The sequence below is a fragment of the Streptomyces sp. NPDC048566 genome (assembly GCF_043199735.1).
Classification (GTDB): domain Bacteria; phylum Actinomycetota; class Actinomycetes; order Streptomycetales; family Streptomycetaceae; genus Streptomyces.
The window spans coordinates 87,152-111,999 of the sequence record NZ_JBICWL010000013.1; the positions used below are offsets into that span (position 1 = coordinate 87,152).

Sequence of the window (24,848 nt, forward strand, 5' to 3'; positions counted from 1 at the left end):
GTCACCAGCCCCTTTCATCGGCGGACTGGTCGCGTAGGGCTTCGCGGGCGGTGTCGCGGTTGTGTTGGAGGTCGCGGGCGATGGTGGCTGCGAGGGCGGATTCGCCGGGGGTGTGGCCGTGGCCGGCGTACTGCCAGTCGGCCAGGACAAGGACGGTGTCCGGCTCTCGGTCGTCCAGGCCGAGGGCTTCACGTTCCTGTGCGGCGCGGAAGTCGGCGCGGGCCTGGCGGAGTTCGCCGAGGGTGGTGGAGTAGCGGCGGGACTTGGAGGAGAAGTGGCCGCGGAAGCCGAGCATGTGAGCCCATGCCCAGAGCCGTCGTTCGGGGTAGAGCGTGTCGAGGTGTTTGCACGCTTCGATGAGGCGGCGGGTGTGGTCGGGTATCTGGTGGCGGTCGAGTTCGGAGAGTTCGCCGATGCGTCGGTCGAGGCTGCCGGTGTTCTCGGCGGCTTTGGTGGCGTACTTGGCGACGTAGGAGGCAACCGCCTGCTCGGTGATGTCGGAGCCGTCTCCGAACGCCTTCACGGGGCGCACGTCGAGCTGCGTTCCCCACCGGAAGGTGCGGGCGGGCTCGTCCTGGACGGCCGGGACGGAGACCGAGGTGTAGGAGTGCGCCGCGGCGGCGTGGATCGCGTCGCTGAGAAGGCCGGCACTAGCCCAGGACGGCGGCGGGGTGTCGGGTCCGTCCGGTCCGTCGAGGCGGATGACGGCGTGGAAATGGAGGGCGCCGCGCTTTTGGAACTCGGCGACCTTGCCGTACGAGAGCCGGGCCGACTCCTTCAACTCCCGCTGTGGCAGGCCCGCGCGGGCGGCGATCTCGCGGCGCAGTCGAGTGGTGAAGCGCTGCCAGAGGTCGCCCGCATGGTTGTTGAAGAGGACCGCTCCCGAGTAGTCGTAGGTGGCTGGGTCGAGTGCCGTTCCGAGGGTGGGGTCGTCGGCGCGGTGGCGGGTGCCGCAGCGGCAGATGCCTCGGTCGGGGCGGTTGTGGACGGGACCGAAGGACGGGGCGGTGAGCGTGGCGAACACCCTGGGGTGATCGCGGACGGTGGAGGGGATGTCGCGGCGGTCGTCGCCCGCCAGGCCCGCGCGGATCAGGTGGTAGGTGTCGCCCGCGTAAGTCCAGGCGCAGGAGGGGCAGCGGGAAGCCCGCCGGTTGCCGCACGCGACCCGGAGGCGCCCGCCCGGCTCGGATTCGGTGGAGTAGTGGTGGAGGGTCTCGCCGGTGGTCTTGTCCTTGCTGAGGGTCCAGCCGGTGAGGTGGATGGGGTCGGCGCAGCCGCCGGTGCGGCGGATCTGTTCGTGCCAGCGGTCGAAGTCGTCGGCCGAAGCCACCCTCAGCAGATCGCCGAGGGTGGTCGGGTCGAGCTGGGTTGCGAGGTTCACCGGCGCCATCCCCGCTTTTGAGGGGTGCTGGCGTTGCTGCTGGAGGTCTCGTTGGAGGAGCGGCCGGCGCGGGTGGCCTTGGCGGCGCGGTCCTTGTCGTGCAGGTGGTGCGCCTTGGCGATCTTCTTCAGGCGGTCGTAGTCGCCGTCGATCGGGTCCGGCGGAATGCGGTCGACTCCTCGGCTCCAGTTGCGGGGCATCAGACGCTCACCGCCTGGCGCACGGCGGGGCGGGTGATGGTGCCGGTGCCGTGGCAGGCGGGGCAGTGGGCGGTGATGGTCCGCAGGTGCCCACGGCGGTCGCGGCCGCCGAGGGTGACGGCGGCAGAGGCGAAGCCGTCGCAGTTGGGGCAGATCCGGGACCGGGCTCGGGTGCGGTGCGTCATGCTGGGAGTTCCTTTCGATTGCGGTTGGAAGGGGCCGGACCGTCCGGGCGGCGGCGATGCTTGGCGGCTTGTGCGTCGCCCGGAGGCCGGTCAGATGGAGGCGGGGCGTTGCCCGCGGCGGGTTGCGCGTCCCTTGGCCGCGTACATGGCGGCGTCGGCGGCGGCCAGGGCGTCGGGGAGCGTTCGGGTGGGCAGGTCGGCAAGGCGGCACGAGCCCAACGAGGCGGCCAGCGGCAGCATCTGCCCGGCGTGGAGGAAGGGCCGGTGCAGATCGCGGCTCAAGTCCCCCAGCTGGGCCCCGGCGAGGGGATCGACGACGGCCACGAATTCGTCGCCTCCGAGCCGTCCAGCGATGCCGTGCCGCCCGCACCAGTTGGTGAGGCGGGCGCCAGTCGCGGCGAGGGCGGAGTCCCCGGCGGCGTGGCCGTAGGAGTCATTGAGGGTCTTGAAGCCGTCCAGGTCGACCAGGACGACGATCGCGTCCGAGTGCCGGCGGATGAAGCGGATGGTGCGGGCGGTCCATCCGGCTCGGGTGTGCAGGCCGGTGAGCGGGTCGCGGCGGGCGGCGGCGAGGCGGTGGGCGAGGAGCCCGGAGTGGGTGGCCCAGCCGACTAATGGCAGGACGGCGGCGAGCGCTTGGGTGTCCACGGTTCTCCTTCTGCGGCGGTTGGAAGGGGTGCGTGAGCCGTCCGGACGGCGGCGATGCTTGGCGGCTTGTGGCGCCGTCCGGGGGCCTGTCAGCGGCGCTTGTTCTCGGAGGTGATCAGCGAGCGGATGACCAGGGCGCAGATGGCGACGGACGCACCCGTGATGGCGATGGCGAGGAGCATGGAGACCAGGACGGTGCCGACGACCAGGACCACGGCCGTCCCTCCGCCGACGAGGGCGATCACGGCGCCGGGGGTGAGCTGGACAGTCGGCCGTGCCGATGTCGGCGTCGGCGTGGAGGCGGGGGCGGCCTGGATGATGGTGGTCGGCTCGACGGCGGCGGGCGGGGCGAGCTGGCCGATGGGCTGGGGCATGGTCGGGACCTTGGGGCGGAGCATGGTGGATCTCCCTTCGAGGGCGGTTACTTGACGGCGGTGTCGATGACGGGGGCGAGCAGGCTGTCGGCGAGGAGGTAGCCGCCGAGGAGGAGGACGGCGACGAGCCACCAGGGCGGGCGGATGAGCTTGACGCCGAGCGAGCCGACGACGATCAGGGCGAGCCAGAGCGGAACCTGCACGGGTGTCTCCTCAGCGGGCGGGGCAGCGGTGGGTGCGGGCGGCGAGCTGGGCGGCGGTCTGGCTGGAGTAGTCGGCGGACCAGCCGCAGTGGTCGTTGGTGCACACGGCGGCGTGCTTGGTGTGGCCGTGGCGGTCGCGGTGGGTGCCGATCTGCACGGGGCCGATCCGCATCAGGGAGTGGAAGTTGTCGCGGGCAGGCATGGCGGTTCTCCCTTCGTGTCAGGCGAGTTGGGCGGCGATGGCGTCGGCGAGCTGGGGCGGTACGCCGAGGCGTGCGCGCAGGGTGTCGGTGTCGATCGGGGATCCGGTACGGGTGTGGTGGTCGGCGGCGAGCTTGCGGGCGTGGTCGACCAGCGCGGCCGGGACCGGCGGAGGCGGTGAAGCCGGGGCGGCGGGGGCGAGCGCCAGGGTGTTCTCGACCGCGGGGAGCGGAGCCGGTTCGGGCTCCGGGTCGGGGGCGGATTCCTGCTCCACCTCTGGCGCCGGAACCGGTGCTGCGGGTGCCGGCCGAAGGGGCTCGGGTTCCTCGGACGGGTGGGAGTGGGCGAGGAGTGTGCCGCCGAGGAAGGCGAGTGCGGGCCATCCCGCGATGCCGAAGCGCAGCCAGGCCGGGGGGTGGGCGAGGTCGAGGAAGCCGGCGGTGGCGACGTTCGCGCCGAGCGAGGCCACCAGGGCGATGAGGAACCAGCACCAGGCCAGCCGCGACGGGCCGTCCGAGCGGAGCCGACGCCAGGCGGCGACGAGGAGCAGGTCGACGCTGATCGGGTAGGCCCAGGCTTTCCAGCCGTCCTGCCCGGCGGCGTCGGCCAGGTCGTGGAGATGGGCGAAGGACAGGGCACCGGCGATGACGGCCTGGACGAGGACGGCGTCGATGCGGAACGCGGGGCGAGCCATCACGTCCTACCGGGGTAGTCGGGGCCGCCAGCGGGGTCGTAGCCGGGCGGGAACATTCCGGGCGGCGGCTCGGGCAGCGATGCGGCCAGGCACGGGCCGATGGTGTCGATGAACGCGTCGTCGGCACCGGGCATGTCCGCGTACAGGGCCAGTGCTCCGAGCATCAGCACGGTGCGGTGGAAGTCCTCGATGTGCTCGCACATGGGGGTCGGTCTCCCTTCTTTCAGGCATGGAGGGGGTAGGGACCTGGCGCGAGACGGTCACGCCGGCCGAGGAGCGGGAGGTATCAGGCGGTCGCGGGAGCGGTCTTGGCGAGCGGCTCGGAGGCCGGGGCTAGGGACCCGACGACGGGCCTGAAGGGCGCGAGCGCGGGGACGTCCGGGGTGCGGTCGGCGTACCGGTTGCAGATGTTCACGGCCTGGCGCAGTGAGGTGTGCGGGGCGCGGATGCGGGCCCAGCCGCCGGAGGAGTCGCCGGTGACGGCGATGCCGGGGGTCTCGGTGGGGATCTGGATGGCGGCGAGGACGGCGTCGGGGGCGATGTCGCCGAAGGCCATGTTGGCGGAGGATTCGTCGTTGACGCGGTGGGCGGTGCGGCCGGTGAGCTGGGCCCGCAGCATCGTGATGCCCTTGCCGAGTTCGGAGCCGAAGCGCTGCCCGCAGATCTCCAGATAGATGCCGGCGGCCCGGCCGAGCTGGGCGAGCCGGACCAAGGCGGTGATGATCCGGTCCCGCCGCTTCTCCTCGTCCTTGGAGGCGAACAGGGCCAGTTCGGCGACCTCGTCCACCAAGACCACGATCGGTACCGGGCGCAGGTGGTTGGGGAGGTCCCAGATGTCGGAGGCGATCTCCGCGTCCGGGACGTTCACCGTGATCCGCTGCTCAGCCCGGATCAGTTGGTAGACGTCTCCCATGTGAGTGACGAGGGCTTCGAGCAGGTCGAGGGCAGCGTCCGGGTTGTCAGCGAGCGCGGAGAACCGGCGGGCCAGCGGGAAGAGTTCGACTCCCTGCTTGCAGTCGATGCCGACCAGCGCGACGTCCAGCGGTGCGAGTCCGACGACCAGGTTGCGCTGGAAGACGGATTTCCCGGACTCCGTCGCCCCGAGGATCAGACCGTGCGGGACGGCCCGGTAGTCCCGGTAGTGCACCGCCCCGTCTTCGCGCAGTGCGACCGGGACGCGCATCGGAGCGGGGTCGGTCTTGGCGGGCATGTGGACCCGTTTGAGGACGTCGTAGCCCGTCATCCGCACCTCGACCACACCCGAGCGCAGCTCACGTGAGGTCACGCCGTACATGGCGAAGGAGTGGCGTAACCGGTCTGTGGCGGCTGAGACGTCGAAGGCGTCCTGTCCGGGACGGAGTTTGAGGCGGAGGACCAGTCCGGTCCGGGTGGGGCGCAGGCGCAGGATGCGCGGGGCGCGGGACTCCGGAACGGGTCGGTTGGCGATGCGGGCGAGGGCCAGGCGCCAGCGCGAGGGCGGGACGGTCAGCCTGCACGCGTCCATCACCGAGGTGTAGTTGACCAGCACCCGCCCGATGGCGAAGGCGGCACCGAAGGCCAGCCAGTACCAGGCGGGGCGCCGCCACCGCAGGATCACTGCGGCAGCGACGACGAGCACCAGCGCGACGGCTAAGACCTTCATGATCAGGCCGCCTTGGACGCCGAGCCAGCGGCGGCGAGCGAGGTGACGGCGACCGCACGGAAGGCGATCCCGTGCCGCTTCTGGCCGTTGAACTCGTTCTCCCACGCCGAGGCGACCAGGCCCGTGAGCGCGACGGGAGTGCCCATGGCCAGGTCCTCGGAGACGCCCGGCGCCGGAACGGTGAGCTTGAGGATCTCCACCTCGTCCGGCGTGGAGAACATGACCTCCACCGTCATCAGGGTGACGCCGTCCTTGTCGAGGGCGATCTCACCGGTTCGGCGGTCCTTGACCTTCGGCTGCGGAGCCTTGGCGACCATCACGGTCGCGTTCGTGGTGTCGACGGGAATCTGACGCACAGCAATTCACTCCTCTATAGAGGCTGGACTCTGTCACTCATGTATAGGAGTGACATGAAGAAGAGTGCATGACTCCTGTATATGAGTCAACCCGCCGCGAAGAAGAACTCGCGACGGGCTGCGGGGAGTTGAGGACGCGTCAGTCGACGGCCGGAATCCGATACTCGAAAACGAACTGGTCAGCGGCCATGAGCGTGTCGCAGACCTCGACCACGCGGCCCTCGGTCGTACGGGCCTCACGGATCAGGTGGATGACCGGGGCGCCGGGGCTGAGGGCCAGCTCCGAGGACTCCGCCTTGGAGGCCGGCCGGCCTTGCAGGGTCTCGACGAACTCCTCGAACTCGTGCCCGTGGTCTTCGAGTCGGGCGTAGATGCCGCCACCGCCGGGGTTCTCGGCGAACAGCTCGGGGATGTCCTTCACGACGTCCCACGGCAGGTACGACGTCGCCGTTTCGACGGGCGTGCCGTTGCGGAAGTAGAGCCGTCGCCGGGCGAGCACCTGAGTGCCGGCGGGGACGCCCAGTCGCTCCGCGGCATCCTCCGGGGCCTCCATCGGCCCGATGTAGAGGACGCTCACCTTGGCCGTGGCGCCGGACTGCGCGGACTCGGCGAGATAGGCAGCCTTGCCACCCTGCCGAAGGGAGCGCCGGAAGCGGTCAGAGGACCGATGGCGCACGGGCGGCCGATCCTTCACGATCGATCCCTTGCCGTGCCGTGTTTCGACGAGCCCGCTCGCACGCACCTCGACCATGGCCTTGCGGATCGTGCCGCCTGAAACGCCGTAGCGGTCGATCAGCTCGGACTCACTGGGCACCATGTCGCCAGGCTCGATGACACCGGCCCGGATCTGCTGCACGATTTCGTCGGCGATCTGTACGTAGCGAGGTACGGACCGCTCACCTCCTACTGCTGTTCCCATAGTCCTTCTCTTCCTCCTATGCTCCTGCACATGAGTAACAGTGCCCAGGAAGGCGAGTCAACGCCGCTCCACTCCGTGTCCGTAGCCGGAGTGGTCATCGGCGAAGACGGCCGACTCCTGGCGATCCGCCGTGCGGACAACGGCACTTGGGAACTTCCCGGCGGCGTACTCGAACTCGACGAGACCCCCGAGGCCGGCGTCGCCCGAGAGGTATTCGAGGAGACGGGCATCCACGTCGAGGTGGACCAGCTCACCGGGGTCTACAAGAACACCACCAGGGGCATCGTCGCCCTGGTCTTCCGCTGCAAGCCCTCCGGCGGCACGGAACGCACGTCCAGCGAATCAACCGCGGTCGACTGGCTCACACCCGAAGAGGTCAGCGAACGCATGGCCGAGGTCTTCGCGATCCGGCTCCTGGACGCCTTGGACGGCAACGGGCCTCACGTGCGGAGCCATGACGGCAAGAGCCTGATCGCAGTGCGGTAGAACTTTCCCTACTTCATCAAGCCGGCTGCGCTCCGCTCCGCCGGGCGCGCTCCCGGCTCCGCGCCGGGCGCCGCTCCTGCCTTCGGCCCGCTCCGCCCGCGCTGCGCCGACGCGCGCCCACGGGGCTGGGCGGGGTATCAGCGTGGAGAAGTGGCAACGGTCAGAACAGCCTCCGGCGGGGGCGCTCAGGCTCCGAGATGGCGGGGGCGCCGTTCGCGAGTGCCGGCGGACGGTGGCGTGCGCGGGGGTGCTCCCATCCCGTCTGCCGTCGACCCAGGCAGAGCCGAGCAGACGCGGCCCAGGGCGTCCAGGTCGTTCGTACAGTGGCGCGCTCCACCTGGACGCCCTGAACCACGCCCGCTCCACGGTGTGTGGGCCGACGGCAGACGGGATGGGAGCTGGGGGGATTGAGGTGTGTGGGCTTCTGTACCGGCCGTCACTGAGTCGGGTGACAAGGAATGCTCTTCGCCTGTGAAGAAAGGAGGGCCGAGTCGCAATCGCCTGAGGTCACGTCGTACGCTGACCGTGTGTCTACCGCTATTCGTTCGGATGAGGCGGGGCTGGCCCTCTGGACAGAGGCGCCGTGATCGGTTCCAATAGCACTTCCTCCGGACGGCTTAGTGCACGGCCGTAAGAGCAAAGGGAGAGGGGTGCAAGGCCAGTGGCCCTACACCCCTCAAGGGAAAAACTGACGCTAGATGGCGGCAACCATCAAGCGTCTCGGCTAGGCAGTACGCGCTTGGCTGAGCGTCCGGTAGGCGCACTCGCCCTTACGGCCGATGCACGGCGGAAACGTGGCCCCCGCGTCGTGCGTCGTGGTCACTCCGTACTGGTCCGTGTAGTCACCGTTCGCCGGGACTCGCTGACCGGTCTTCCACTCTCCGTTCGGGCCGATCGGCCCGTGCCTTCGCGTCATGCGAAGGTCTCCTCTCTGTGAGTTGACTTATGAGCGTCGTTGACCTGAGTGCACGGAGGGCCGCGTCCCAACCCGACAACGGCTCCGCTACCTGTTCGTGCGGCAGTGGCTGGTTCGAATTGCGAGTGCCGAACAGCTCGCAGCAGGGAGCCGTGTGCCTTCGCCAGGACGGCACCATTTCCGGGTACGCCGGCCAACCTCACTGCATGGAGTGCGGAGCGGTGTGGGTGCCCCGGTAGCAGTACCGGACGGAGCCACTTAATGGTCCTCGCCCCCTTGGAAAAGCGGGGCCTGACCGTCGGTGGGGCCGTCAGCCTGTGTCACGTCCGTTCGTAGGACCCACGAGCGGTCGGGCATACGGCCCACAAGCCCTACCTTCAGGGCGCGCTGGAAGATCATGTTGATAGCCGATTTCGGCGCCTTCCAGTCCGGGTTGACCCATCCCCGGTTCTGCCACTCTTCGGTGATCTCGGACATCCGCATCGGACGGCCGGCTTCTGTCAGGAGTTGTACGGCCCGTCGCACCGAGGCGGTTACCGCCCCCTCCGCTCCGTGGCCCCGCCTGCGCTTGGCGCGAGGCTCGCTTGAGTCGGCGCCGACGGAGTCGGTCACACGTCCCGCATCCCCCGGCTCAAAGATCTGCTTGAGTCCGTACACGACGGACCGCAGGTTGCGCACGCGCTCCTGTACTTCACGGAGTTCAGTCTCCGCCTCCAGGAGTTGCCGCTGCGCCACCCCCAATGCGTCCCGAAGTGCTTGGTCCTCTGCCATGATCCCGAAGGTTAGCACATCTGAACGCGACGAACGCGTGGCAACTTCTGAACGCTCAACGTGGGAGTCAGCCGAGGATTACCTAACTCAGAGACCTCTTGACCTTGGAATGTAGCAAGCAAAAGTGTCATACAGGAGAAAACAGGCAAATTAATCGAACCGCACGCATCGAACAAACACTCTATGAATCAACGTGGAACTTGGAGTTCGTTGAACGCTGTGGCTAAGTGTTCGAACTGCTGTTGATCATTGGTGCACGTCGGTTGATTGGTCTGACGTCGTACCGTGCGAGCCACAGAAGAAGGACGGACGACCGCCTGGGCCGTCTGTGGGCCGTGCGAGGCGGATCGGCAACGACAGATGGCGACCGCCAGCGACAGGCCCCCAGACCTTGAGCCGCAGGTCACCCGATTGGATCTGCGACACTGGTGGGGTTATGCCGAAGCCCGGAGAACTCACCTTTGTCGCGCCGCGCGGAGCCAAGAAGCCGCCGCGGCACCTCGCCGATCTCACGCCCGCCGAGCGCAAGGAGGCGGTTGCCGCGATCGGTGAGAAGCCGTTTCGCGCCAAGCAGCTCTCACAGCACTACTTCGCCCGGTACGCCCACGACCCCGAGCAGTGGACGGACATCCCGGCCGCCTCGCGCGGAAGGCTCCAGGAGGCGCTGCTTCCGGAGCTGATGACGGTCGTCCGGCACCTGTCCACCGACCAGGACACCACCCGCAAGACGCTGTGGCGGCTCTTCGACGGCACGCTCGTCGAGTCCGTCCTGATGCGCTACCCGGACCGGGTGACCATGTGCATCAGCTCGCAGGCGGGCTGCGGGATGAACTGCCCCTTCTGCGCCACGGGACAGGCCGGGCTCGACCGGAACCTGTCGACCGGCGAGATCGTGCACCAGATCGTCGACGGGATGCGGGCGCTGCGCGACGGCGAGATCCCCGGCGGCCCGGCCCGGCTCAGCAACATCGTCTTCATGGGCATGGGCGAGCCGCTGGCCAACTACAAGCGGGTGGTCGGCGCGATCCGCGCCCTGACCGACCCGGAGCCGGACGGCCTCGGCCTCTCGCAGCGCGGCATCACCGTCTCGACCGTGGGTCTGGTGCCGGCCATCAACCGCTTCGCCGACGAGGGCCTCAAGTGCCGGCTGGCGATCTCCCTGCACGCCCCGGACGACGAGCTGCGCGACACCCTCGTCCCCGTGAACACCCGGTGGAAGGTTCGCGAGGTGCTCGACGCCGGATGGGAGTACGCCGCGAAGTCCGGGCGGCGCCTGTCCATCGAGTACGCCCTGATCCGCGACATCAACGACCAGGCGTGGCGCGGCGACCGGCTCGGCCGGATGCTCAAGGGCAAGCCGGTCCACGTCAACCTCATCCCGCTGAACCCGACCCCGGGGTCGAAGTGGACGGCCTCGCGGCCCGAGGACGAGAAGGCGTTCGTCGCGGCCATCGCGGCCCACGGCGTGCCGGTCACCGTCCGGGACACCCGCGGTCAGGAGATCGACGGGGCGTGCGGTCAGCTCGCCGCGACCGAGCGGTAGTCTGATAACCGTCACGGCCAACCGGCATCAGTCAACTTCATATTCCGACAGGGGAGCGCCACAGCGCTGAGAGTGCGGGACAGACCGCAGACCCTCTGAACCTTGCCCAGGTCATTCTGGGTAGGAAGTTCGGTCATCACTCAAGCTGTTGCGCCCTGCCCGGGAACCGTCAGAGGTCCCGGGCAGGGCCGCGTCTTCTCCTGGTCACCCAGGAGGAATCAGTGAGCACCATCACCAGCAGCAGGCGGCTCGCGGCCACGGCCGTCGGGCTGAGCCTCGTCACCCTGCCCGTGCTGTCGGCGTGCGGCTCGTCCGACGCCGACGCCGGCGCCTCGGGCGGGAAGAAGACCGTCACGCTCGTCACCCACGACTCGTGGGCCGTCTCCAAGAACGTGCTCGCCGACTTCGAGAAGCGGTCCGGGTACACGGTCCGCGTCCTGAAGGACGGCGACGCCGGGCAGGCGGTCAACAAGGCCATCCTGACCAAGGACAACCCGCAGGGCGACGTCTTCTTCGGCGTGGACAACACCCTGCTGAGCCGGGCCCTCGACAACGGGCTGTTCCAGTCCTACGAGGCGAAGGGCTCCGCCGGGATCGCCGACCGGTACCGCGTGGACGGGGACAAGCACCGCGTCACGCCGGTCGACTCGGGCGACATCTGCGTCAACTACGACAAGGCGTACTTCGCGAAGCACCACCTCGCGCCGCCGCGGTCCTTCGACGACCTGGTCAAGCCCGCCTACAAGGACCTCCTCGTCACCGAGAACGCCTCGACCTCCTCGCCCGGCCTCGGCTTCCTGCTCGGCACCGCGGCGCAGTACGGCGACGACGGGTGGCAGGGCTACTGGAAGAAGCTCAAGGCCAACGGCGTGAAGGTCGTGGACGGCTGGGAGCAGGCCTACAACGACGAGTTCTCCGGGTCCGCGGGCGGCCGGAAGGCCAAGGGGGACCGTCCCCTCGTCGTCTCCTACGCCTCGTCGCCGCCCGCCGAGGTCGTCTACGCCGACCCCAGGCCCGACACTGCTCCCACCGGCGTCGTGGACGGCACCTGCTTCCGCCAGGTCGAGTACGCCGGCCTGCTGAGCAACGCCGGGAACAGCGAGGGCGGCAAGGCGCTCCTGGACTTCCTGCTCACCAAGGAGTTCCAGGAGGACATGCCGCTCAACATGTTCGTGTACCCGGTCACCGGCACCGCGCGGGTGCCCGAGGAGTTCACGGAGTTCGGACCGCAGGCCAAGGACCCCCACACGCTGGCTCCCGCGAAGATCGCCGCCGACCGCGACCAGTGGGTCACGTCGTGGACCTCGCTCGTCCTCAAGTAGCCGAGGGCGCCCCGCGCGCGGCCCGCCGGCGGAACGCGGCGCGGCTCGGCCTGATGGCCCTGCCCGTCGCGTTCTTCGCGGTGTTCTTCGCCTATCCCGTGAGCGCGATCGTCGCGCGCGGGCTCCACGGCGACGGTGGCTGGCGGTTCGGCCGCATCGTGGACGTGGCGGCCCGGCCCGACATCCGGCACGTGCTGTGGTTCACCACCTGGCAGGCGCTGGCCTCCACGGCGCTCACCCTGCTGGTCGCGCTGCCCGGCGCCTACGTCCTGGCGCGCCTGGACTTCCCCGGAAAGCAGGTCCTGCGGGCCGTGGTGACCGTGCCCTTCGTCCTGCCGACCGTCGTCGTGGGCACGGCGTTCCTCGCGCTCGTCGGCCGGGGCGGACTCCTCGACGAGCTGTGGGGCGTCCGCCTGGACACCACGGTGTGGGCGATCCTGCTCGCGCACGTCTTCTTCAACTACGCGGTCGTGGTGCGGACCGTGGGCGGCCTCTGGTCGCAGCTCGACCCGCGCCAGGAGGAGGCCGCCCGGATGCTGGGCGCCTCCCGCCTCGCCGCCTGGCGCAGGGTGACGCTCCCGGCCCTCGCCCCGGCCGTGGCCGCCGCCGCCCTCATGGTCTTCCTCTTCACCTTCACCTCGTTCGGCGTGGTGCAGATCCTCGGCGGCCCCGCCTTCTCGACCCTGGAGGTCGAGATCTACCGGCAGACCTCCGAGATCTTCGACCTCGGGACGGCGGCGGTGCTCACCCTCGTGCAGTTCGCGGCGGTCGGGGCGATCCTCGCGGTGCACGCCGCGACCGTCCGCCGCCGCGAGAGCGCGCTGCGGCTGGTGTCCGCGCGGACGACGGCGCGCAGGCCGCGCGGCGCGGGGCAGTGGGCGATGCTCACCGGGGTGCTGGCGAGCATCGCCGTCCTCCTCGTGCTGCCCCTCGCCGTCCTCGTCCAGCGCTCACTGGACGCCCCGGACCTCGGCTACTACCGTGCGCTGGCCCACGACGACGGGGGCACCTTCCTCGTCGCCCCGATCACCGCCGTCGGCAACTCGCTGGAGTACGCCCTCGCCGCCACCGCGATCGCGGTGCTGATCGGCGCCCTGGCCGCGGCGGCGCTGACCCGCCGCGCCGGACGGCTGGTCCGGGGCCTCGACGCGCTGCTGATGCTGCCGCTCGGCGTCTCCGCGGTGACGGTGGGGTTCGGCTTCCTGATCGCCCTGGACGAGCCACCGCTGGACCTGCGGAGCAGCTGGATCCTGGTGCCGCTGGCGCAGGCGCTCGTCGGAGTCCCCTTCGTCGTCCGCACGATGCTGCCCGTGCTGCGGGCGGTCGACGGGCGGCTGCGCGAGGCCGCGGCCGTGCTCGGGGCGTCCCCGTGGCGGGTCTGGCGCGAGGTCGACCTGCCGATGGTGCGCCGCGCCCTGCTGATCGCCGCCGGGTTCGCGTTCGCCGTCTCGCTCGGCGAGTTCGGGGCGACGGTCTTCATCGCGCGGCCCGACAACCCGACGCTGCCGGTCGCGGTGGCCCGGCTGCTGGGGCGCGCCGGCGATCTCAACTACGGCCAGGCGATGGCCCTCTCGACCATCCTGATGGTGGTGTGCGCGGTCGCGCTGCTGCTGCTGGAACGGGTACGCACCGACCGGACCGGGGAGTTCTAGATGCTGCTGAGCCTCAGGGGCGCGACCGTACGACTCGGCGGGCGGGCCGTGCTCGACGCGGTCGACCTCGACGTCGCCGAGCACGAGACCGTGTGCGTCCTCGGGCCGAGCGGCAGCGGCAAGTCCACGCTGCTGCGGGCCGTCGCCGGCCTTCAGCCGCTGGACTCGGGCGGCGTGACGCTGGACGGCCGCGACCAGGCGGGGGTGCCCGCGCACCGGCGGGGCGTCGGCCTGATGTTCCAGGACCACCAGCTGTTCCCGCAGCGGGACGTGGGCGGCAACGTCGCCTTCGGGCTGCGCATGCACGGCACGCCGAAGCGTGAACAGGCGTCCCGGGTGGCGGAGTTGCTCGACCTCGTCGGACTGCCCGGCGCCCGCGACCGGGCCGTCGCCTCGCTCTCCGGGGGCGAGCAGCAGCGCGTCGCGCTGGCCCGCGCGCTCGCTCCGCGGCCCCGCCTGCTGATGCTCGACGAGCCCCTCGGCCAGCTCGACCGCTCGCTCCGCGAGCGGCTCGTCGTCGAACTCCGCGGCCTTTTCGAGGCGTTGGGGACCACCGTGCTCGCCGTCACGCACGACCAGGGGGAGGCGTTCGCGCTCGCGGACCGTGTGGTGGTGATGCGGGACGGACGGATCGCGCAGTCGGGTACGCCGCTGGAGGTCTGGCAGCGGCCCGCGGACGCCTTCGTGGCCCGCTTCCTCGGCTTCGACAACGTGGTGCCGGCGGCGGTCGGCGCCGAGGCCGCCGACACCCCCTGGGGGAAGGTCCCGGTGCCCGAGGGCAGCGCCCAGGGCCCCGGGTCGCTGCTCGTACGGCCCGCCGGGGTACGGCTCGTGGCCCCGGAGTACGGGCTGCGCTGCACCGTCACGGCGCGGACCTTCCGCGGCACGCACGTCGCCGTACGGCTCCGGCCGCGGGACGCGCCGGAGCTGGAGGCGGCCTGCGCGCTGCGGGAGGCCCCGGAGCCGGGCGACGTGGTCGGGGTGGAGTTCGACCCCGCCGAGGTCGTGCTGCTCGGCTGAGAGCCCGGGCCGGGCCGGAAGGCCGTGTGGCCCGCCTCCGGGCGGGAGGCGGGCCACACGGCTCTGCGGGGTGGGTCAGTCGGTCTTCGAGGCGCCGCGGCGGCGCATGCCGAAGAACACCGCTCCGCCACCGACGACGACGAGCGCGCCGGCGATCCCGGCGATCATCGGGGTGCTGGAGTTCGCGCCGGTCTCGGCGAGGTTGGACTCACCGGCCGCCGCCGACGGGGCGTTGTCGCCCGGCGCCGCGGGAGCGGTGCTGCTGCTCTCCTCGGACGACGGGGGCGCCGATTCCGAGGGGGTCTCGCTCGGCTGCGGCGTCGTCGACGGCTCCGGGGTCCCGGACGGCGACGGGGACGGCGAGGCGCAGCCCTCGGCGGAGGTGGTGAGCGTCGGGGAGACGTCGGCGTTGACGAGGCCCGGGACGTCGACGTGGATGCGGTACTGCGCCTCGGGGGCCCAGTCCTCCGAGAACGTGACGGTGGCGCCCTTGCGGGTGCCCTTGACCGTCTGGCTGCCGACCTTCTTCTCGTCGGCGCCGTTGGACTCCAGGTAGACCGTGACGGTCGCCTCCTTGCCGGAGGCGTCGATGTCGGTCACGGTGATGCTGCCCTTCCCGTTGTCGCAGGTGGCGACGGCCGAGAAGTCACGGATGTTGCAGGCGAGTGCGTTGCCGGCCACGCCGAGCGCGAGCGCGGCGGAGGCGGAGGCAACGCCGAGGATGCGCACGGTACGTGCGGTGCGTCGAGATATGGACACGATTGCCCTTCACAGGTTGCGCAACTGCGGGGGGTGTCGGGGGATTTGCTGCGCTTCGTTCGGTGGCAACAGCACCCCCACGAGTTTCACAGGTTTATAAGCGTCGCCTGAGGCTGTCAATGCGTAGAGGGGACACGGCCGTTGGCTTTACCGAGACATTAACCGGCCAGGTGTTTGAGCGCCTGCGGAGCGTCATCGATCCGGTCCACCAGAGCGATCCGGGACTCCATCGACCGCCCCCGCGCCAGGGATCGGAGCAGGGGCCAGGCGGGGAACCGCTCGGTCCAGTGGACCCGGTCCACGAGGACCATCGGCGTGGGCTCGCCCCGCGACTCGTAGTAGTTCGGCGTCGCGTTGTCGAAGATCTCCTGAACGGTCCCCGCGGCACCCGGCAGGAACACCACGCCGGCGTTCGAGCGGGCCAACAGGCCCTCCTCCCGCGTGGCGTTGGCGAAGTACTTGGCTATGTGCGCGGCGAAGGCGTTCGGCGGTTCGTGGCCGTAGAACCAGGTGGGGATGCCCACCGAGTCCCCTCCGCCGGGCCACCGCTCGCGCACCGCGAAGGCCGCGCGCGCCCAGCCGCCGACGGACCGGGTGAAGGAGGGCGCCCCGGCGAGAATGCCGAGGGCCTCGTCGAGCATGCCGTCGTCGAACGGGGCCGCGTACGCGCCGAGGTTGGCCGCCTCCATGGCGCCCGGCCCTCCGCCGGTGGCCACCACGAGCCCGGAGCGGGCCAGTTCCCGCCCGAGCCGTGCCGCCCCCGCGTACTCCTCGGTGCCGCGGGCCATCGCGTGCCCGCCCATCACGCCCACCACCCGCGCGCCGGCGAGGAGTTCGTCGAGCGCGTCGGAGACGGAGTCGTCGTGGATGGCGCGGACCGTGGAGGCGAGGATGTCGCCGTCGTCCCTGGTCTTCCGGAACCAGGCGTAGGCGAGAGCGTCCGGCGTCGACTCGTAGCCGTCGTCGAGTGAGTCGAAGAGTTCCGCGGGCGAGTACAGGCGGCCCCGGTAGGGGTCGAGGGGAAGCCCGGGAACGGGCGGGAAGACCAGGGCGCCCGAGGCGCGGACCTTCGCCGCCGCGGCCGGGCTCATCGAGCAGCCCAGGAAGACGGCGTCCGAGGTGTCCGCCCCCAGCAGGGCCTGCGTACGGTCCGTCAGATCGAGCGCCTGGAGGCGGAATCCGGCGAGTCCGCCGTCCGAGGAGACGGCCGCGTCGAACTCGGCGAGGGTCTCGATCTCGCGGTCGGGGGATGCGTGAGGAGGAGTCGGCTGCACGCGGCCATGCTAGGGCGTGCCGTCCGGCCTCCGAGGGGGCCCCGGACGAGGCCCGGGAACGGCGGCGGGGCCGGTGCGCGGACCCCTGTACCGCGCTCCGGCCCCGGGACCCGCACCGGGTGGGAGAGGGCCGTCAGCCCTGCACCGCCGCCGGGTCCATCCACATGACCTCCCAGGTGTGGCCGTCCGGGTCGTCGAACGCCCGGCCGTACATGAATCCCTGGTCCTGGGTCTGCCCGGTCGCCGAACCACCCGCGGCGATCGCGCGGTCGACCAGTTCGTCGACCTTCTCCCGGCTCTCCGCGCTCAGGCAGAGCAGGACCTCGCTGGTCGTGGTCGCGTCCGCGATCCGCTTCGTCGTGAAGTCCGCGTAGCGCTCCTTGCCGAGCATCATCGCGACGATGGTGTCGCTGATGACGACGCAGGCGCAGTCGTCGGTGGAGAACTGCGGGTTGATCGTGTAGCCGAGCTCCGTGAAGAACTTCTTCGAGGTGTCCACGTCGGACACGGGCAGGTTCACGAAGATCATCTGCTGGTACATGCGGGGTCTCCCGTTCGCGGTGGGCCGGTGGCGTCGTGCCGTTCGAGGGGTTGACCGGAGGTCCGCGCGGAACTCATCGCACCGCGCGGAACATTCTTCGGGCCTCCGTGGCGGTCCGCGGCCGGCCCGCCGGTCAGTCGATCAGCGGCAGCGCGGCCAGCTCGGCGACCGCCCAGGTCAGTGGAGCGAACGCGGCGAACAGTGCGGCGACCCGCAGCGCCGCCGCCCCGCGCAGTGTGGCGGCGGGCGCGCCCAGCCGCAGCAGGGCGGCCGTGGTGTCCGCGCGGTCCTGCTTCGCCTCCACGGCGGCCGTGACGAGCGTGAGCAGCGTGCACCCGGCGACGAGCAGGGCCCCCAGCGTGGTGAGCGGACCGAACGCGGGCCGGGAACCGGTGTACAGCGCCGTCATGGCGAACGCGCCCGACGCCACCGCGCACACCACGCCCAGCGGCTGTCCGACGCGCCGCGCCTCCGCCTGGAGCACCCGGCCGGCCAGCAGCCGCACGGCGCCCGGCCGCACCGCCTGGAGCAGCCGTCCGCACAGAGAGGTGATGGCGGGTCCCGCGAGGGCGAGCCCGACCGCCGTCAGCACCCAGCCCGCCAGCACCCCGGCCGGGCCGCCGGCGAAGCCGCCGGGCATCGCCAGGGCCGGCGCCGGTCCCGAACGGCTCGCGTACGTCTCGACGGCGAGCCCGGCGGCGACCGCTGCCGCGCCCCAGGGCAGACCGTTCGGCACGGTGCCGGCGGGCAGTGTGCGGGCGCCGGGGACCGGGCCGGGGACCGCCTCTGTGCCCGAGGGCGCGGCGGCCGTTCCGCCGCCGTACCGGTCGGCCGAGCCCGACCGGTCCTGCGCGCCGACTCGCGCCGCCGCGGGTGCGGCGGCCGGGCGGTGGGCGTCGGCGCCGCCGTCCGCGGGCGACGGCCAGGACGGTGCGGCGGCGTCCGTAGGAGCGGTGCCGAGTAGGACGGGACCTTCCGCGTCCGTGCCGGGCGCCGCGGGGCGCGGGCGGGCTCCGGCGACCGCGCCCTGTCGCGCCGACAGCCAGGTCAGCCCGTAGGCCCGTGCGGCCTGCCGCCCGCGGCCGTCCCGCGGGCGCAGGGCCAGCGCGGCGGCCGCGGAGGCGGCCAGCGGCACCAGGGCGAGCAGGGTCAGCGCGGCCGGCAGCGGCAGTTCCTGGTCCACCGCGAGGAACTCGGCCGCCGTGCCGGCGGACGGGACGCCCGTCAGGTCGCCGCGCAGCTGGAGGAAGAGCAGCAGGGCGAGGGCCGAGCCGAGCAGGGTCGACAGGGCGGTGGTGAGGGCGGAGACCGCCATCAGCCGGCCCGGGCCCAGGCCGACCGCGGACAGTCCGGGCCGGGGTCTGGTGCCGGGGTCGGTGCGGGCGACCGCGAGGGCGAAGTAGACGGTGGCGGCGAGGGGGACGACGCACCAGGCCAGGCGCAGCGCGCCGGCGGCCGAGGCGTCCGGGTGGCTCATCGCGTACCCCAGGGTGCACAGCAGCAGGAACCCGGTGCCCGCGGAGGCGGCGGCGACCAGGAGCCGGCGGAGCTGGACGAGGGGGCTGCCCGCGCGGGCTAGGCGGAGAGCGAGCACGCGGCCCGGCCTTCCGTCTCGGTGACCGGCGGGAGGTGGACGGTGTTCACGCGCCGTCCGTCGAGCAGGGACACCGTCCGGTCGGCGAGGGCGGCGGTGTCGGCGTCGTGGGTGGCGAGGACGACGGTGATGCCGTGCGAGCGGGCCGCCGTGGTCAGCGTGCGCAGCACGTGGGCGCGGTCGGCGCGGTGCAGGGGCGCGGTCGGCTCGTCGGCGAACAGGACCGTGGGGGAGGGGGCGAGGGCGCGGGCGATGGCGACGCGCTGGCGCTCCGCCTGGAGCAGGGCGTGGGGGCGCTTGCGGGCGCAGCCGCCGATGTCGAGGCGCTCCAGCCACTCCAGGGCGGCGGTCTTGGCGGCGCGGCGGGCGCAGCCGCGCAGCATGAGCGGGAGGGCGGTGTTCTCCCAGGCGTTCAGCTCGGGGACCAGGACCGGTGCCGGGTCGATCCAGCCGAACCGGTCGCGGCGCAGCCGTTCCCGCGCGACCGGCCCGAGGGTGTGGACGGGCGAGCTGTTGAACCAGACCTCGCCGCCCTGGGGCAGCAGCTGGCCGGACAGACACTGCAGGAGGGTCGTCTTGCCGCTGCCGCGAGGGCCGCCGACGGCGAGGATCTCGCCCTCCCGGACGCCGAGCGAGACACCGCTCAGCGCGGGCGATCCGTTGTGCTTGACGTGCAGGGCGCGTGCCCAGAGCACGTCGTTGTCAGGCGGGGCCACCATCGCGTACACCTCGTTCGGATCTGATGTGCCGTGCCCGGCGGCCTCGTCGAGGCCGCCCGGTCCCCCGGACGGGGGAACGAAGGCAGGGCCGATCGGTCACTGCGCACGCTAGGGAGTCGCACTCGGGAGGCCGGACAGCACGCGGCCCCGGGCCGCCCATTCTCACTCGAACGGGTGGCGCCGGGGCCGGTGTTGATCAGCCGTACGGAAGCGCCCGGGTGGGGCGCTGCGGCGGCCGGATCAGAGCTTCGTCCACGCCTCCGTCAGCACCTGACGGATGATCCCCTCGATCTCGTCGAAGGTCGACTGGTCGGAGATCAGCGGCGGCGACAGCTGGATGACCGGGTCACCGCGGTCGTCGGCGCGGCAGTACAGGCCGTACTCGAACAGCTTCTTGGACACGAAGCCGTAGAGCACGCGCTCCGACTCCTCGTCGGTGAACGTCTCCTTGGTGGCCTTGTCCTTCACCAGCTCGATGCCGTAGAAGAAGCCGTTGCCGCGGACGTCGCCGACGATCGGCAGGTCGTGCAGCTTCTGCAGGGTCTTCAGGAAGTTCGCCTCGTTGTCCAGCACGTGCTGGTTGAGGCCCTCGCGCTCGAAGAGGTCGAGGTTGGCGAGGCCGACGGCCGCGGAGACCGGGTGGCCGCCGAAGGTGTAGCCGTGCAGGAAGGTGTTGTCGCCCCGGTAGAACGGCTCGGCGATGCGGTCCGAGACGATCGCGGCGCCGATCGGGGAGTAGCCGGAGGTCATGCCCTTGGCGCAGGTGATGATGTCCGGCACGTAGCCGAACTTGTCGCACGCGAAGTAGGTGCCCAGGCGGCCGAAGGCGCAGATGACCTCGTCGGAGACGAGCAGGACGTCGTAGCGGTCGCAGATCTCGCGCACCCGCTGGAAGTACCCGGGCGGCGGCGGGAAGCAGCCGCCCGCGTTCTGCACCGGCTCCAGGAAGACCGCGGCGACGGTCTCGGGGCCCTCGAAGAGGATCTCCTGCTCGATCTGGTCGGCGGCCCAGCGGCCGAACGCCTCGGGGTCGTCGCCGTGGATCGGGGCGCGGTAGATGTTGGTGTTCGGCACCTTGTGCGCGCCCGGGACGAGCGGCTCGAAGGGGGCCTTCAGCGCGGGCAGACCGGTGATGGACAGGGCGCCCTGCGGGGTGCCGTGGTAGGCGACCGCGCGCGAGATGACCTTGTACTTCGTGTGGTTGCCGGTGAGCTTGTGGTACTGCTTCGCCAGCTTCCACGCGGTCTCGACGGCCTCGCCGCCGCCGGTGGTGAAGAAGACCTTGTTCAGGTCGCCCGGCGCGTGGTGGGCGAGGCGCTCGGCCAGCTCCACGGCCGCGGGGTGGGCGTAGGACCAGATGGGGAAGAAGGCCAGGTCGGCGGCCTGCTTTGCGGCCACCTCGGCGAGTTCCCGGCGGCCGTGGCCGGCCTGGACGACGAACAGGCCCGCGAGACCGTCGAGGTACTTCTTGCCCTTGTCGTCGTAGATGTAGGTGCCCTCACCCTTGACGATGGTGGGAACGGGCGCGTTCTCGTACGAGGACATGCGGGTGAAGTGCATCCACAGGTGGTCGTACGCGGTCTTGCTGAGGTCCTTGGTGCTCACGGCTATCGGGTTCCCCACATGTAGGTCTGCTTCTTGAGCTTCAGATAGACGAAGCTCTCGGTGGAGCGCACGCCGGGCAGGGCCCGGATGCGTTTGTTGATGACGTCCAGCAGGTGGTCGTCGTCCTCGCATACGATCTCGGCGAGGATGTCGAACGAGCCCGCGGTCATCACCACGTACTCGACTTCCGACATGGCAGTCAGTGCCTCCGCCACCGGATCGAGGTCGCCCTCCACGGTGACGCCCACCATCGCCTGCCGGCGGAAGCCCACGGTGAGCGGGTCCGTGACGGCGACGATCTGCATCACGCCCTGGTCGAGCAGCTTCTGGACGCGCTGGCGCACGGCGGCCTCGGACAGGCCCACGGCCTTGCCGATCGCGGCGTAGGGGCGCCGCCCGTCCTGCTGCAACTGCTCGATGATGGCGAGGGAGACGGCATCCAGCTGAGGGCTGCCGTTCCTGGACTCGCGGGAGTCCCTGGGTTCCGCACTTCGACTGACCACGGGGTCACTCTGCACGACGTCTCGACAGTTGCGCAAGGCTCGGGCGATGAAATTCGTTGTTTACGGCGACGTGTCGTGCGGATTTCGCAGTTCTGGGGCGAGCGGGGGTGTTGAAAACGTCGAGCCACGGATTAGGGTGGAGCCCAGGCATCTCAGGTACTGGACACCTGGGTCGTTGGACATCCGACAGGAGGGCCGGGCAGTGAGCACCGAGCTGCGTCGTCTGCGCAATTACATCGACGGAGAATTCCGCGATGCCGCCGATGGAGGGACCACGGAGGTGGTCAACCCCGCGACCGGCGAGGCGTACGCGACCGCGCCGCTCTCCCGTGAGGCGGACGTCGACGCCGCGATGGCCGCCGCCGCCGCGGCCTTCCCCGCCTGGCGCGACCAGACCCCCGGCGAGCGCCAGAAGGCGCTGCTGAAGATCGCGGACGCGTTCGAGGAGCGGGCCGAGGAGCTCATCGCCGCCGAGGTGGAGAACACCGGCAAGCCCATCGGACTCACCCGGTCCGAGGAGATCCCGCCGATGGTGGACCAGATCCGCTTCTTCGCCGGCGCCGCCCGCATGCTGGAGGGCCGCTCGGCCGGCGAGTACATGGAGGGCCTCACCTCGATCGTCCGCCGTGAGCCGATCGGCGTCTGCGCCCAGGTCGCTCCGTGGAACTACCCGATGATGATGGCCGTGTGGAAGTTCGCCCCGGCCCTCGCCGCGGGCAACACCGTGGTCCTCAAGCCCTCGGACACCACCCCCGCCTCGACCGTGCTGATCGCCGACATCATCGGCGGCATCCTGCCCAAGGGCGTCTTCAACGTGGTCTGCGGCGACCGGGACACCGGCCGCGCGATGGTCGAGCACCCCACTCCGGCGATGGCGTCCATCACCGGTTCCGTCCGCGCGGGCATGTCGGTCGCCGAGTCGGCCTCCAGGGACCTCAAGCGCGTCCACCTGGAGCTGGGCGGCAAGGCCCCGGTCGTCGTCTTCGAGGACACCGACATCGCCAAGGCCGTCGAGGACATCTCCGTGGCCGGCTTCTTCAACGCCGGACAGGACTGCACGGCCGCCACCCGCGTCCTGGTCCAGGAGTCCATCCACGACGAGTTCGTCACCGCCCTCGCCAAGGCCGCGGCCGAGACGAAGACGGGGCAGCCGGACGACGAGGACGTGCTCTACGGCCCGCTGAACAACCCCAACCAGCTCCAGCAGGTCTCCGGCTTCATCGAGCGCCTGCCCGCGCACGCCAAGGTCGAGGCGGGCGGCAAGCAGGTCGGCGACAAGGGCTACTTCTACGCCCCGACCGTCGTCTCCGGCCTCAAGCAGGACGACGAGATCATCCAGAACGAGGTCTTCGGCCCGGTCATCACCGTCCAGTCCTTCACCGACGAGGCCCAGGCCGTCGAGTGGGCCAACGGCGTCGAGTACGCGCTCGCCTCCTCGGTGTGGACCAAGGACCACGGCCGTGCGATGCGCCTGTCCAAGGCGCTCGACTTCGGCTGCGTGTGGATCAACACGCACATCCCGCTGGTCGCCGAGATGCCGCACGGCGGCTTCAAGAAGTCCGGCTACGGCAAGGACCTCTCCGGCTACGGCTTCGAGGACTACACCCGGATCAAGCACGTCATGACGTCGCTCGACGCCTGACGCCTGACGCCGGCTCACGTCCGGCACGGCGCTCCACCAAGGCCCGCGGCCCCGGTTGGGATCACTCCCGCCGGGGCCGCGGGCCTTGGTGGAGCCGCGCAGCCGCCGCCCCGCCGCACGGGCCGGCGCCGGGCCGCGACCGCGGGGGAACGGGGGCGGCGGCCGAGGCCGCCGGTGCGGGCGGCGCGCGTGATCGACAGGGTGTCGGTTCGTGGGACCACCGCTCGACGCAGCGTCCATTGTCCGGGCGGTGGGCGGGCGGCATGCTGCGGGCGTGCCAGAGATTCGGAACACCTCGCCCCTGTCCCGCCGGTCCCTGCTGCGCGCCCTGGGTGGAGGCGCCGCGCTCGGCGCTCTGGCCGGCTGCGGGGTGCCCGCCGCGTACGTGAGCCCCGGGGACCGCGCCGGAACCGACGCCTCCGCCACCGACAAGCGGTTGACCTGGGCGAACTGGCCGCTGTACATCGACACCGACGACGACCACCCGTCGCGGCGGCCCACGCTGGAGGCGTTCGAGAAGCGCACCGGCATCGCCGTCGAGTACATCGAGGAGATCAACGACAACGACGAGTTCTTCGGCAAGATCAGCCCGTCGCTGATGAACCACCAGCGGACGGGGCGCGACCTCATCGTCATCAGCGACTGGATGTGCGGGCGCTTCGTCCGGCTCGGCTGGGTCCAGGAGATGGACCGGGCCAACCAGCCCAACGTCGCCAGGTACCTGGACCCGCTGCTGCGTTCACCCGCCTTCGACCCCGGCCGCCGGTCGACCGTGCCGTGGCAGTCGGGCATCACCGGCATCGCCTACAACCGCCGCCGGGTCGGGCGGGAGATCCGGCACGTCTCGGACCTGTGGGCGCCCGACCTGAAGGGCCGGGTCACCCTGCTGTCCGGGCTGGACGAGGCGTTCGCGCTGCTCATGCAGGGCAACGGCGTCGACATCACGCGGTGGACGGCGGACGACTTCCACCGGATCTGCGACCAGGTCGAGCGGCGCGTGCACGGCGGCCAGATCCGCCGCTTCACCGGCAACGACTACATCAAGGACCTCTCCAGCGGTGACGTCCTGGCCTGTCAGGCGTACTCCGGTGACGTGATCCAGCTCCAGGCCGACGATCCCGACATCCGCTTCGTCGTGCCCGAGGAGGGTGCCGAGCTGTGGGCGGAGTCGCTGATGATCCCCAACCTGGCCCGCCACAAGGCCAACGCCGAGAAGCTCGTCGACTTCTACTACCAGCCGGAGGTGGCCGCCGAGCTGGCCGCCTGGGTGAACTACGTCTGCCCGGTCCCGGCCGCCCAGGACGTCCTCGCCTCCTCCAAGGACAAGGACACCGCCGCGCTCGCCGAGGACCCGCTGATCTTCCCGGACGCGTCCATGCGCAAGCGCCTCGCCATCGCCCGGGACATCACCTCCACGGAACGCACGGAGTTCGCCAAGCGCTGGAACGCGATCGCCGGGCTGTGAGGCGCGGGGCGACCGGGCGTCGGCTCCCGCTCCGGACTCCGGACCCCGGGGGCGCCGCGGCCCCGGCGCCCCTTCCGCGTGCCCGCCCGTCCGCGGCGACGGCCGGACGGGCGGAGCGTTCACCGGCGTGCCGTCGCACCGCGCCAGAGGGGCACGTGTTGCGTTATCCGCGCTTCATTGCAATGACTTGGCCGCCTCTGGCTGCAATAACCTTGCTCACGAGCGACTTTCAC

Annotated in this window: 27 protein-coding genes and 1 riboswitch; of the genes, 7 read left to right on the forward strand and 20 right to left on the reverse strand. The window is 71.1% G+C overall.

Annotation, left to right across the window (positions count from 1 at the left end; all coding sequences use genetic code 11):
* Window position 1: 1 nt before the first annotated feature.
* The 12 genes from repSA to ACGFS9_RS20725 all read right to left on the reverse strand — a co-directional run bounded on the left by repSA (window position 2) and on the right by ACGFS9_RS20725 (window position 6,803).
* Window positions 2-1,381, reverse strand: a complete 1,380-nt coding sequence (gene repSA / locus ACGFS9_RS20670) for a replication initiator protein RepSA (RefSeq protein ID WP_393255028.1) — start codon at window positions 1,379-1,381, stop codon at window positions 2-4.
* The gene (locus ACGFS9_RS20675; RefSeq protein WP_393255029.1) at window positions 1,378-1,581 is read right to left on the reverse strand and encodes a hypothetical protein; all 204 of its coding nucleotides are present in this window, start codon (window positions 1,579-1,581) and stop codon (window positions 1,378-1,380) included. Before ACGFS9_RS20675 ends, repSA begins: the two co-directional genes overlap by 4 nt.
* Window positions 1,581-1,766: a hypothetical protein gene (locus ACGFS9_RS20680; protein ID WP_393255030.1), complete on the reverse strand. Its 186-nt coding sequence runs from the start codon at window positions 1,764-1,766 to the stop codon at window positions 1,581-1,583. The genes ACGFS9_RS20675 and ACGFS9_RS20680 overlap by 1 nt, the downstream gene beginning before the upstream one ends.
* Window positions 1,767-1,856: 90 nt before the next feature.
* On the reverse strand, window positions 1,857-2,414 hold the full coding sequence (locus tag ACGFS9_RS20685) for a GGDEF domain-containing protein (RefSeq protein ID WP_393255031.1): 558 nt from the start codon (window positions 2,412-2,414) through the stop codon (window positions 1,857-1,859).
* An 89-nt stretch (window positions 2,415-2,503) separates the two neighbouring features.
* Window positions 2,504-2,812, reverse strand: coding sequence for a SpdD-like protein (locus ACGFS9_RS20690; RefSeq protein WP_393255032.1), 309 nt, complete (start codon window positions 2,810-2,812; stop codon window positions 2,504-2,506).
* A gap of 23 nt (window positions 2,813-2,835) precedes the next feature.
* Window positions 2,836-2,991 (reverse strand): hypothetical protein, encoded by a 156-nt coding sequence (locus ACGFS9_RS20695; RefSeq protein WP_190034180.1) that lies wholly within the window; start codon window positions 2,989-2,991, stop codon window positions 2,836-2,838.
* A gap of 10 nt (window positions 2,992-3,001) precedes the next feature.
* Complete coding sequence (locus ACGFS9_RS20700) at window positions 3,002-3,193, reverse strand: mobile element transfer protein (protein WP_190034181.1); 192 nt, start codon at window positions 3,191-3,193, stop codon at window positions 3,002-3,004.
* 18 nt (window positions 3,194-3,211) lie between these two features.
* A complete protein-coding gene (locus tag ACGFS9_RS20705; protein ID WP_393255141.1) occupies window positions 3,212-3,886 on the reverse strand; it encodes a DUF2637 domain-containing protein in 675 nt (224 codons plus the stop codon).
* A complete protein-coding gene (locus ACGFS9_RS20710) occupies window positions 3,886-4,089 on the reverse strand; it encodes a hypothetical protein (protein ID WP_393255033.1) in 204 nt (67 codons plus the stop codon). The genes ACGFS9_RS20705 and ACGFS9_RS20710 overlap by 1 nt, the downstream gene beginning before the upstream one ends.
* Window positions 4,090-4,172: 83 nt before the next feature.
* Complete coding sequence (locus tag ACGFS9_RS20715; protein WP_393255034.1) at window positions 4,173-5,528, reverse strand: FtsK/SpoIIIE domain-containing protein; 1,356 nt, start codon at window positions 5,526-5,528, stop codon at window positions 4,173-4,175.
* Between the two features lie 2 nt (window positions 5,529-5,530).
* Entirely contained in the window at window positions 5,531-5,884 is a 354-nt protein-coding gene (locus ACGFS9_RS20720) for a hypothetical protein (RefSeq protein ID WP_356469403.1), read from the reverse strand.
* Window positions 5,885-6,023: 139 nt separating this feature from the next.
* Window positions 6,024-6,803 carry a GntR family transcriptional regulator gene (locus ACGFS9_RS20725; RefSeq protein WP_393255035.1) on the reverse strand — a complete coding sequence of 260 codons (780 nt, stop codon included), beginning with the start codon at window positions 6,801-6,803 and terminating at the stop codon, window positions 6,024-6,026.
* A gap of 18 nt (window positions 6,804-6,821) precedes the next feature.
* Between ACGFS9_RS20725 and ACGFS9_RS20730 the strand changes: the two genes are divergently transcribed.
* Window positions 6,822-7,289, forward strand: a complete 468-nt coding sequence (locus tag ACGFS9_RS20730; RefSeq protein WP_393255037.1) for an NUDIX hydrolase — start codon at window positions 6,822-6,824, stop codon at window positions 7,287-7,289.
* Window positions 7,290-8,463: 1,174 nt separating this feature from the next.
* Here the strand turns inward: ACGFS9_RS20730 and ACGFS9_RS20735 are convergent.
* Window positions 8,464-8,976: a hypothetical protein gene (locus ACGFS9_RS20735; protein ID WP_393255039.1), complete on the reverse strand. Its 513-nt coding sequence runs from the start codon at window positions 8,974-8,976 to the stop codon at window positions 8,464-8,466.
* A gap of 436 nt (window positions 8,977-9,412) precedes the next feature.
* On the opposite strand from ACGFS9_RS20735, the gene rlmN reads away from it, so the two are divergent.
* The 4 genes from rlmN (at window position 9,413) to ACGFS9_RS20755 (ending at window position 14,513) form a co-directional block, all read left to right on the forward strand.
* Window positions 9,413-10,519: a 23S rRNA (adenine(2503)-C(2))-methyltransferase RlmN gene (gene rlmN, locus ACGFS9_RS20740; RefSeq protein ID WP_393255041.1), complete on the forward strand. Its 1,107-nt coding sequence runs from the start codon at window positions 9,413-9,415 to the stop codon at window positions 10,517-10,519.
* 39 nt (window positions 10,520-10,558) lie between these two features.
* A riboswitch (TPP riboswitch) is annotated at window positions 10,559-10,664 on the forward strand.
* 76 nt (window positions 10,665-10,740) lie between these two features.
* Entirely contained in the window at window positions 10,741-11,841 is a 1,101-nt protein-coding gene (locus ACGFS9_RS20745; protein WP_393255043.1) for a thiamine ABC transporter substrate binding subunit, read from the forward strand.
* Window positions 11,817-13,493 (forward strand): ABC transporter permease, encoded by a 1,677-nt coding sequence (locus ACGFS9_RS20750; protein WP_393255045.1) that lies wholly within the window; start codon window positions 11,817-11,819, stop codon window positions 13,491-13,493. The genes ACGFS9_RS20745 and ACGFS9_RS20750 overlap by 25 nt, the downstream gene beginning before the upstream one ends.
* Window positions 13,494-14,513, forward strand: a complete 1,020-nt coding sequence (locus ACGFS9_RS20755; RefSeq protein ID WP_393255046.1) for an ABC transporter ATP-binding protein — start codon at window positions 13,494-13,496, stop codon at window positions 14,511-14,513. It begins immediately after the preceding gene.
* Window positions 14,514-14,588: 75 nt separating this feature from the next.
* On the opposite strand, the gene ACGFS9_RS20760 is transcribed toward ACGFS9_RS20755, so the two are convergent.
* From ACGFS9_RS20760 to ACGFS9_RS20790, 7 genes are all read right to left on the reverse strand, one after another.
* Window positions 14,589-15,272 (reverse strand): LAETG motif-containing sortase-dependent surface protein, encoded by a 684-nt coding sequence (locus ACGFS9_RS20760; RefSeq protein ID WP_393255047.1) that lies wholly within the window; start codon window positions 15,270-15,272, stop codon window positions 14,589-14,591.
* 158 nt (window positions 15,273-15,430) lie between these two features.
* The gene (locus ACGFS9_RS20765; RefSeq protein WP_393255048.1) at window positions 15,431-16,546 is read right to left on the reverse strand and encodes an LOG family protein; all 1,116 of its coding nucleotides are present in this window, start codon (window positions 16,544-16,546) and stop codon (window positions 15,431-15,433) included.
* A 133-nt stretch (window positions 16,547-16,679) separates the two neighbouring features.
* Window positions 16,680-17,087, reverse strand: a complete 408-nt coding sequence (locus ACGFS9_RS20770; protein WP_393255050.1) for a VOC family protein — start codon at window positions 17,085-17,087, stop codon at window positions 16,680-16,682.
* A 133-nt stretch (window positions 17,088-17,220) separates the two neighbouring features.
* Window positions 17,221-18,681 carry a hypothetical protein gene (locus ACGFS9_RS20775; RefSeq protein ID WP_393255052.1) on the reverse strand — a complete coding sequence of 487 codons (1,461 nt, stop codon included), beginning with the start codon at window positions 18,679-18,681 and terminating at the stop codon, window positions 17,221-17,223.
* Window positions 18,663-19,400, reverse strand: coding sequence for an ABC transporter ATP-binding protein (locus tag ACGFS9_RS20780; RefSeq protein WP_393255054.1), 738 nt, complete (start codon window positions 19,398-19,400; stop codon window positions 18,663-18,665). The genes ACGFS9_RS20775 and ACGFS9_RS20780 overlap by 19 nt, the downstream gene beginning before the upstream one ends.
* Window positions 19,401-19,640: 240 nt before the next feature.
* Window positions 19,641-21,023, reverse strand: a complete 1,383-nt coding sequence (locus ACGFS9_RS20785) for an aspartate aminotransferase family protein (protein WP_393255055.1) — start codon at window positions 21,021-21,023, stop codon at window positions 19,641-19,643.
* Window positions 21,008-21,508: an Lrp/AsnC family transcriptional regulator gene (locus tag ACGFS9_RS20790; RefSeq protein ID WP_393255056.1), complete on the reverse strand. Its 501-nt coding sequence runs from the start codon at window positions 21,506-21,508 to the stop codon at window positions 21,008-21,010. The genes ACGFS9_RS20785 and ACGFS9_RS20790 overlap by 16 nt, the downstream gene beginning before the upstream one ends.
* A gap of 202 nt (window positions 21,509-21,710) precedes the next feature.
* Here ACGFS9_RS20790 and ACGFS9_RS20795 point away from each other — a divergent pair, with 202 nt between their 5' ends.
* Both ACGFS9_RS20795 and ACGFS9_RS20800 read left to right on the forward strand, forming a co-directional pair.
* A complete protein-coding gene (locus ACGFS9_RS20795; protein WP_393255057.1) occupies window positions 21,711-23,150 on the forward strand; it encodes a gamma-aminobutyraldehyde dehydrogenase in 1,440 nt (479 codons plus the stop codon).
* A 274-nt stretch (window positions 23,151-23,424) separates the two neighbouring features.
* Entirely contained in the window at window positions 23,425-24,615 is a 1,191-nt protein-coding gene (locus ACGFS9_RS20800) for a spermidine/putrescine ABC transporter substrate-binding protein (protein WP_393255059.1), read from the forward strand.
* Window positions 24,616-24,848 lie beyond the last annotated feature (233 nt).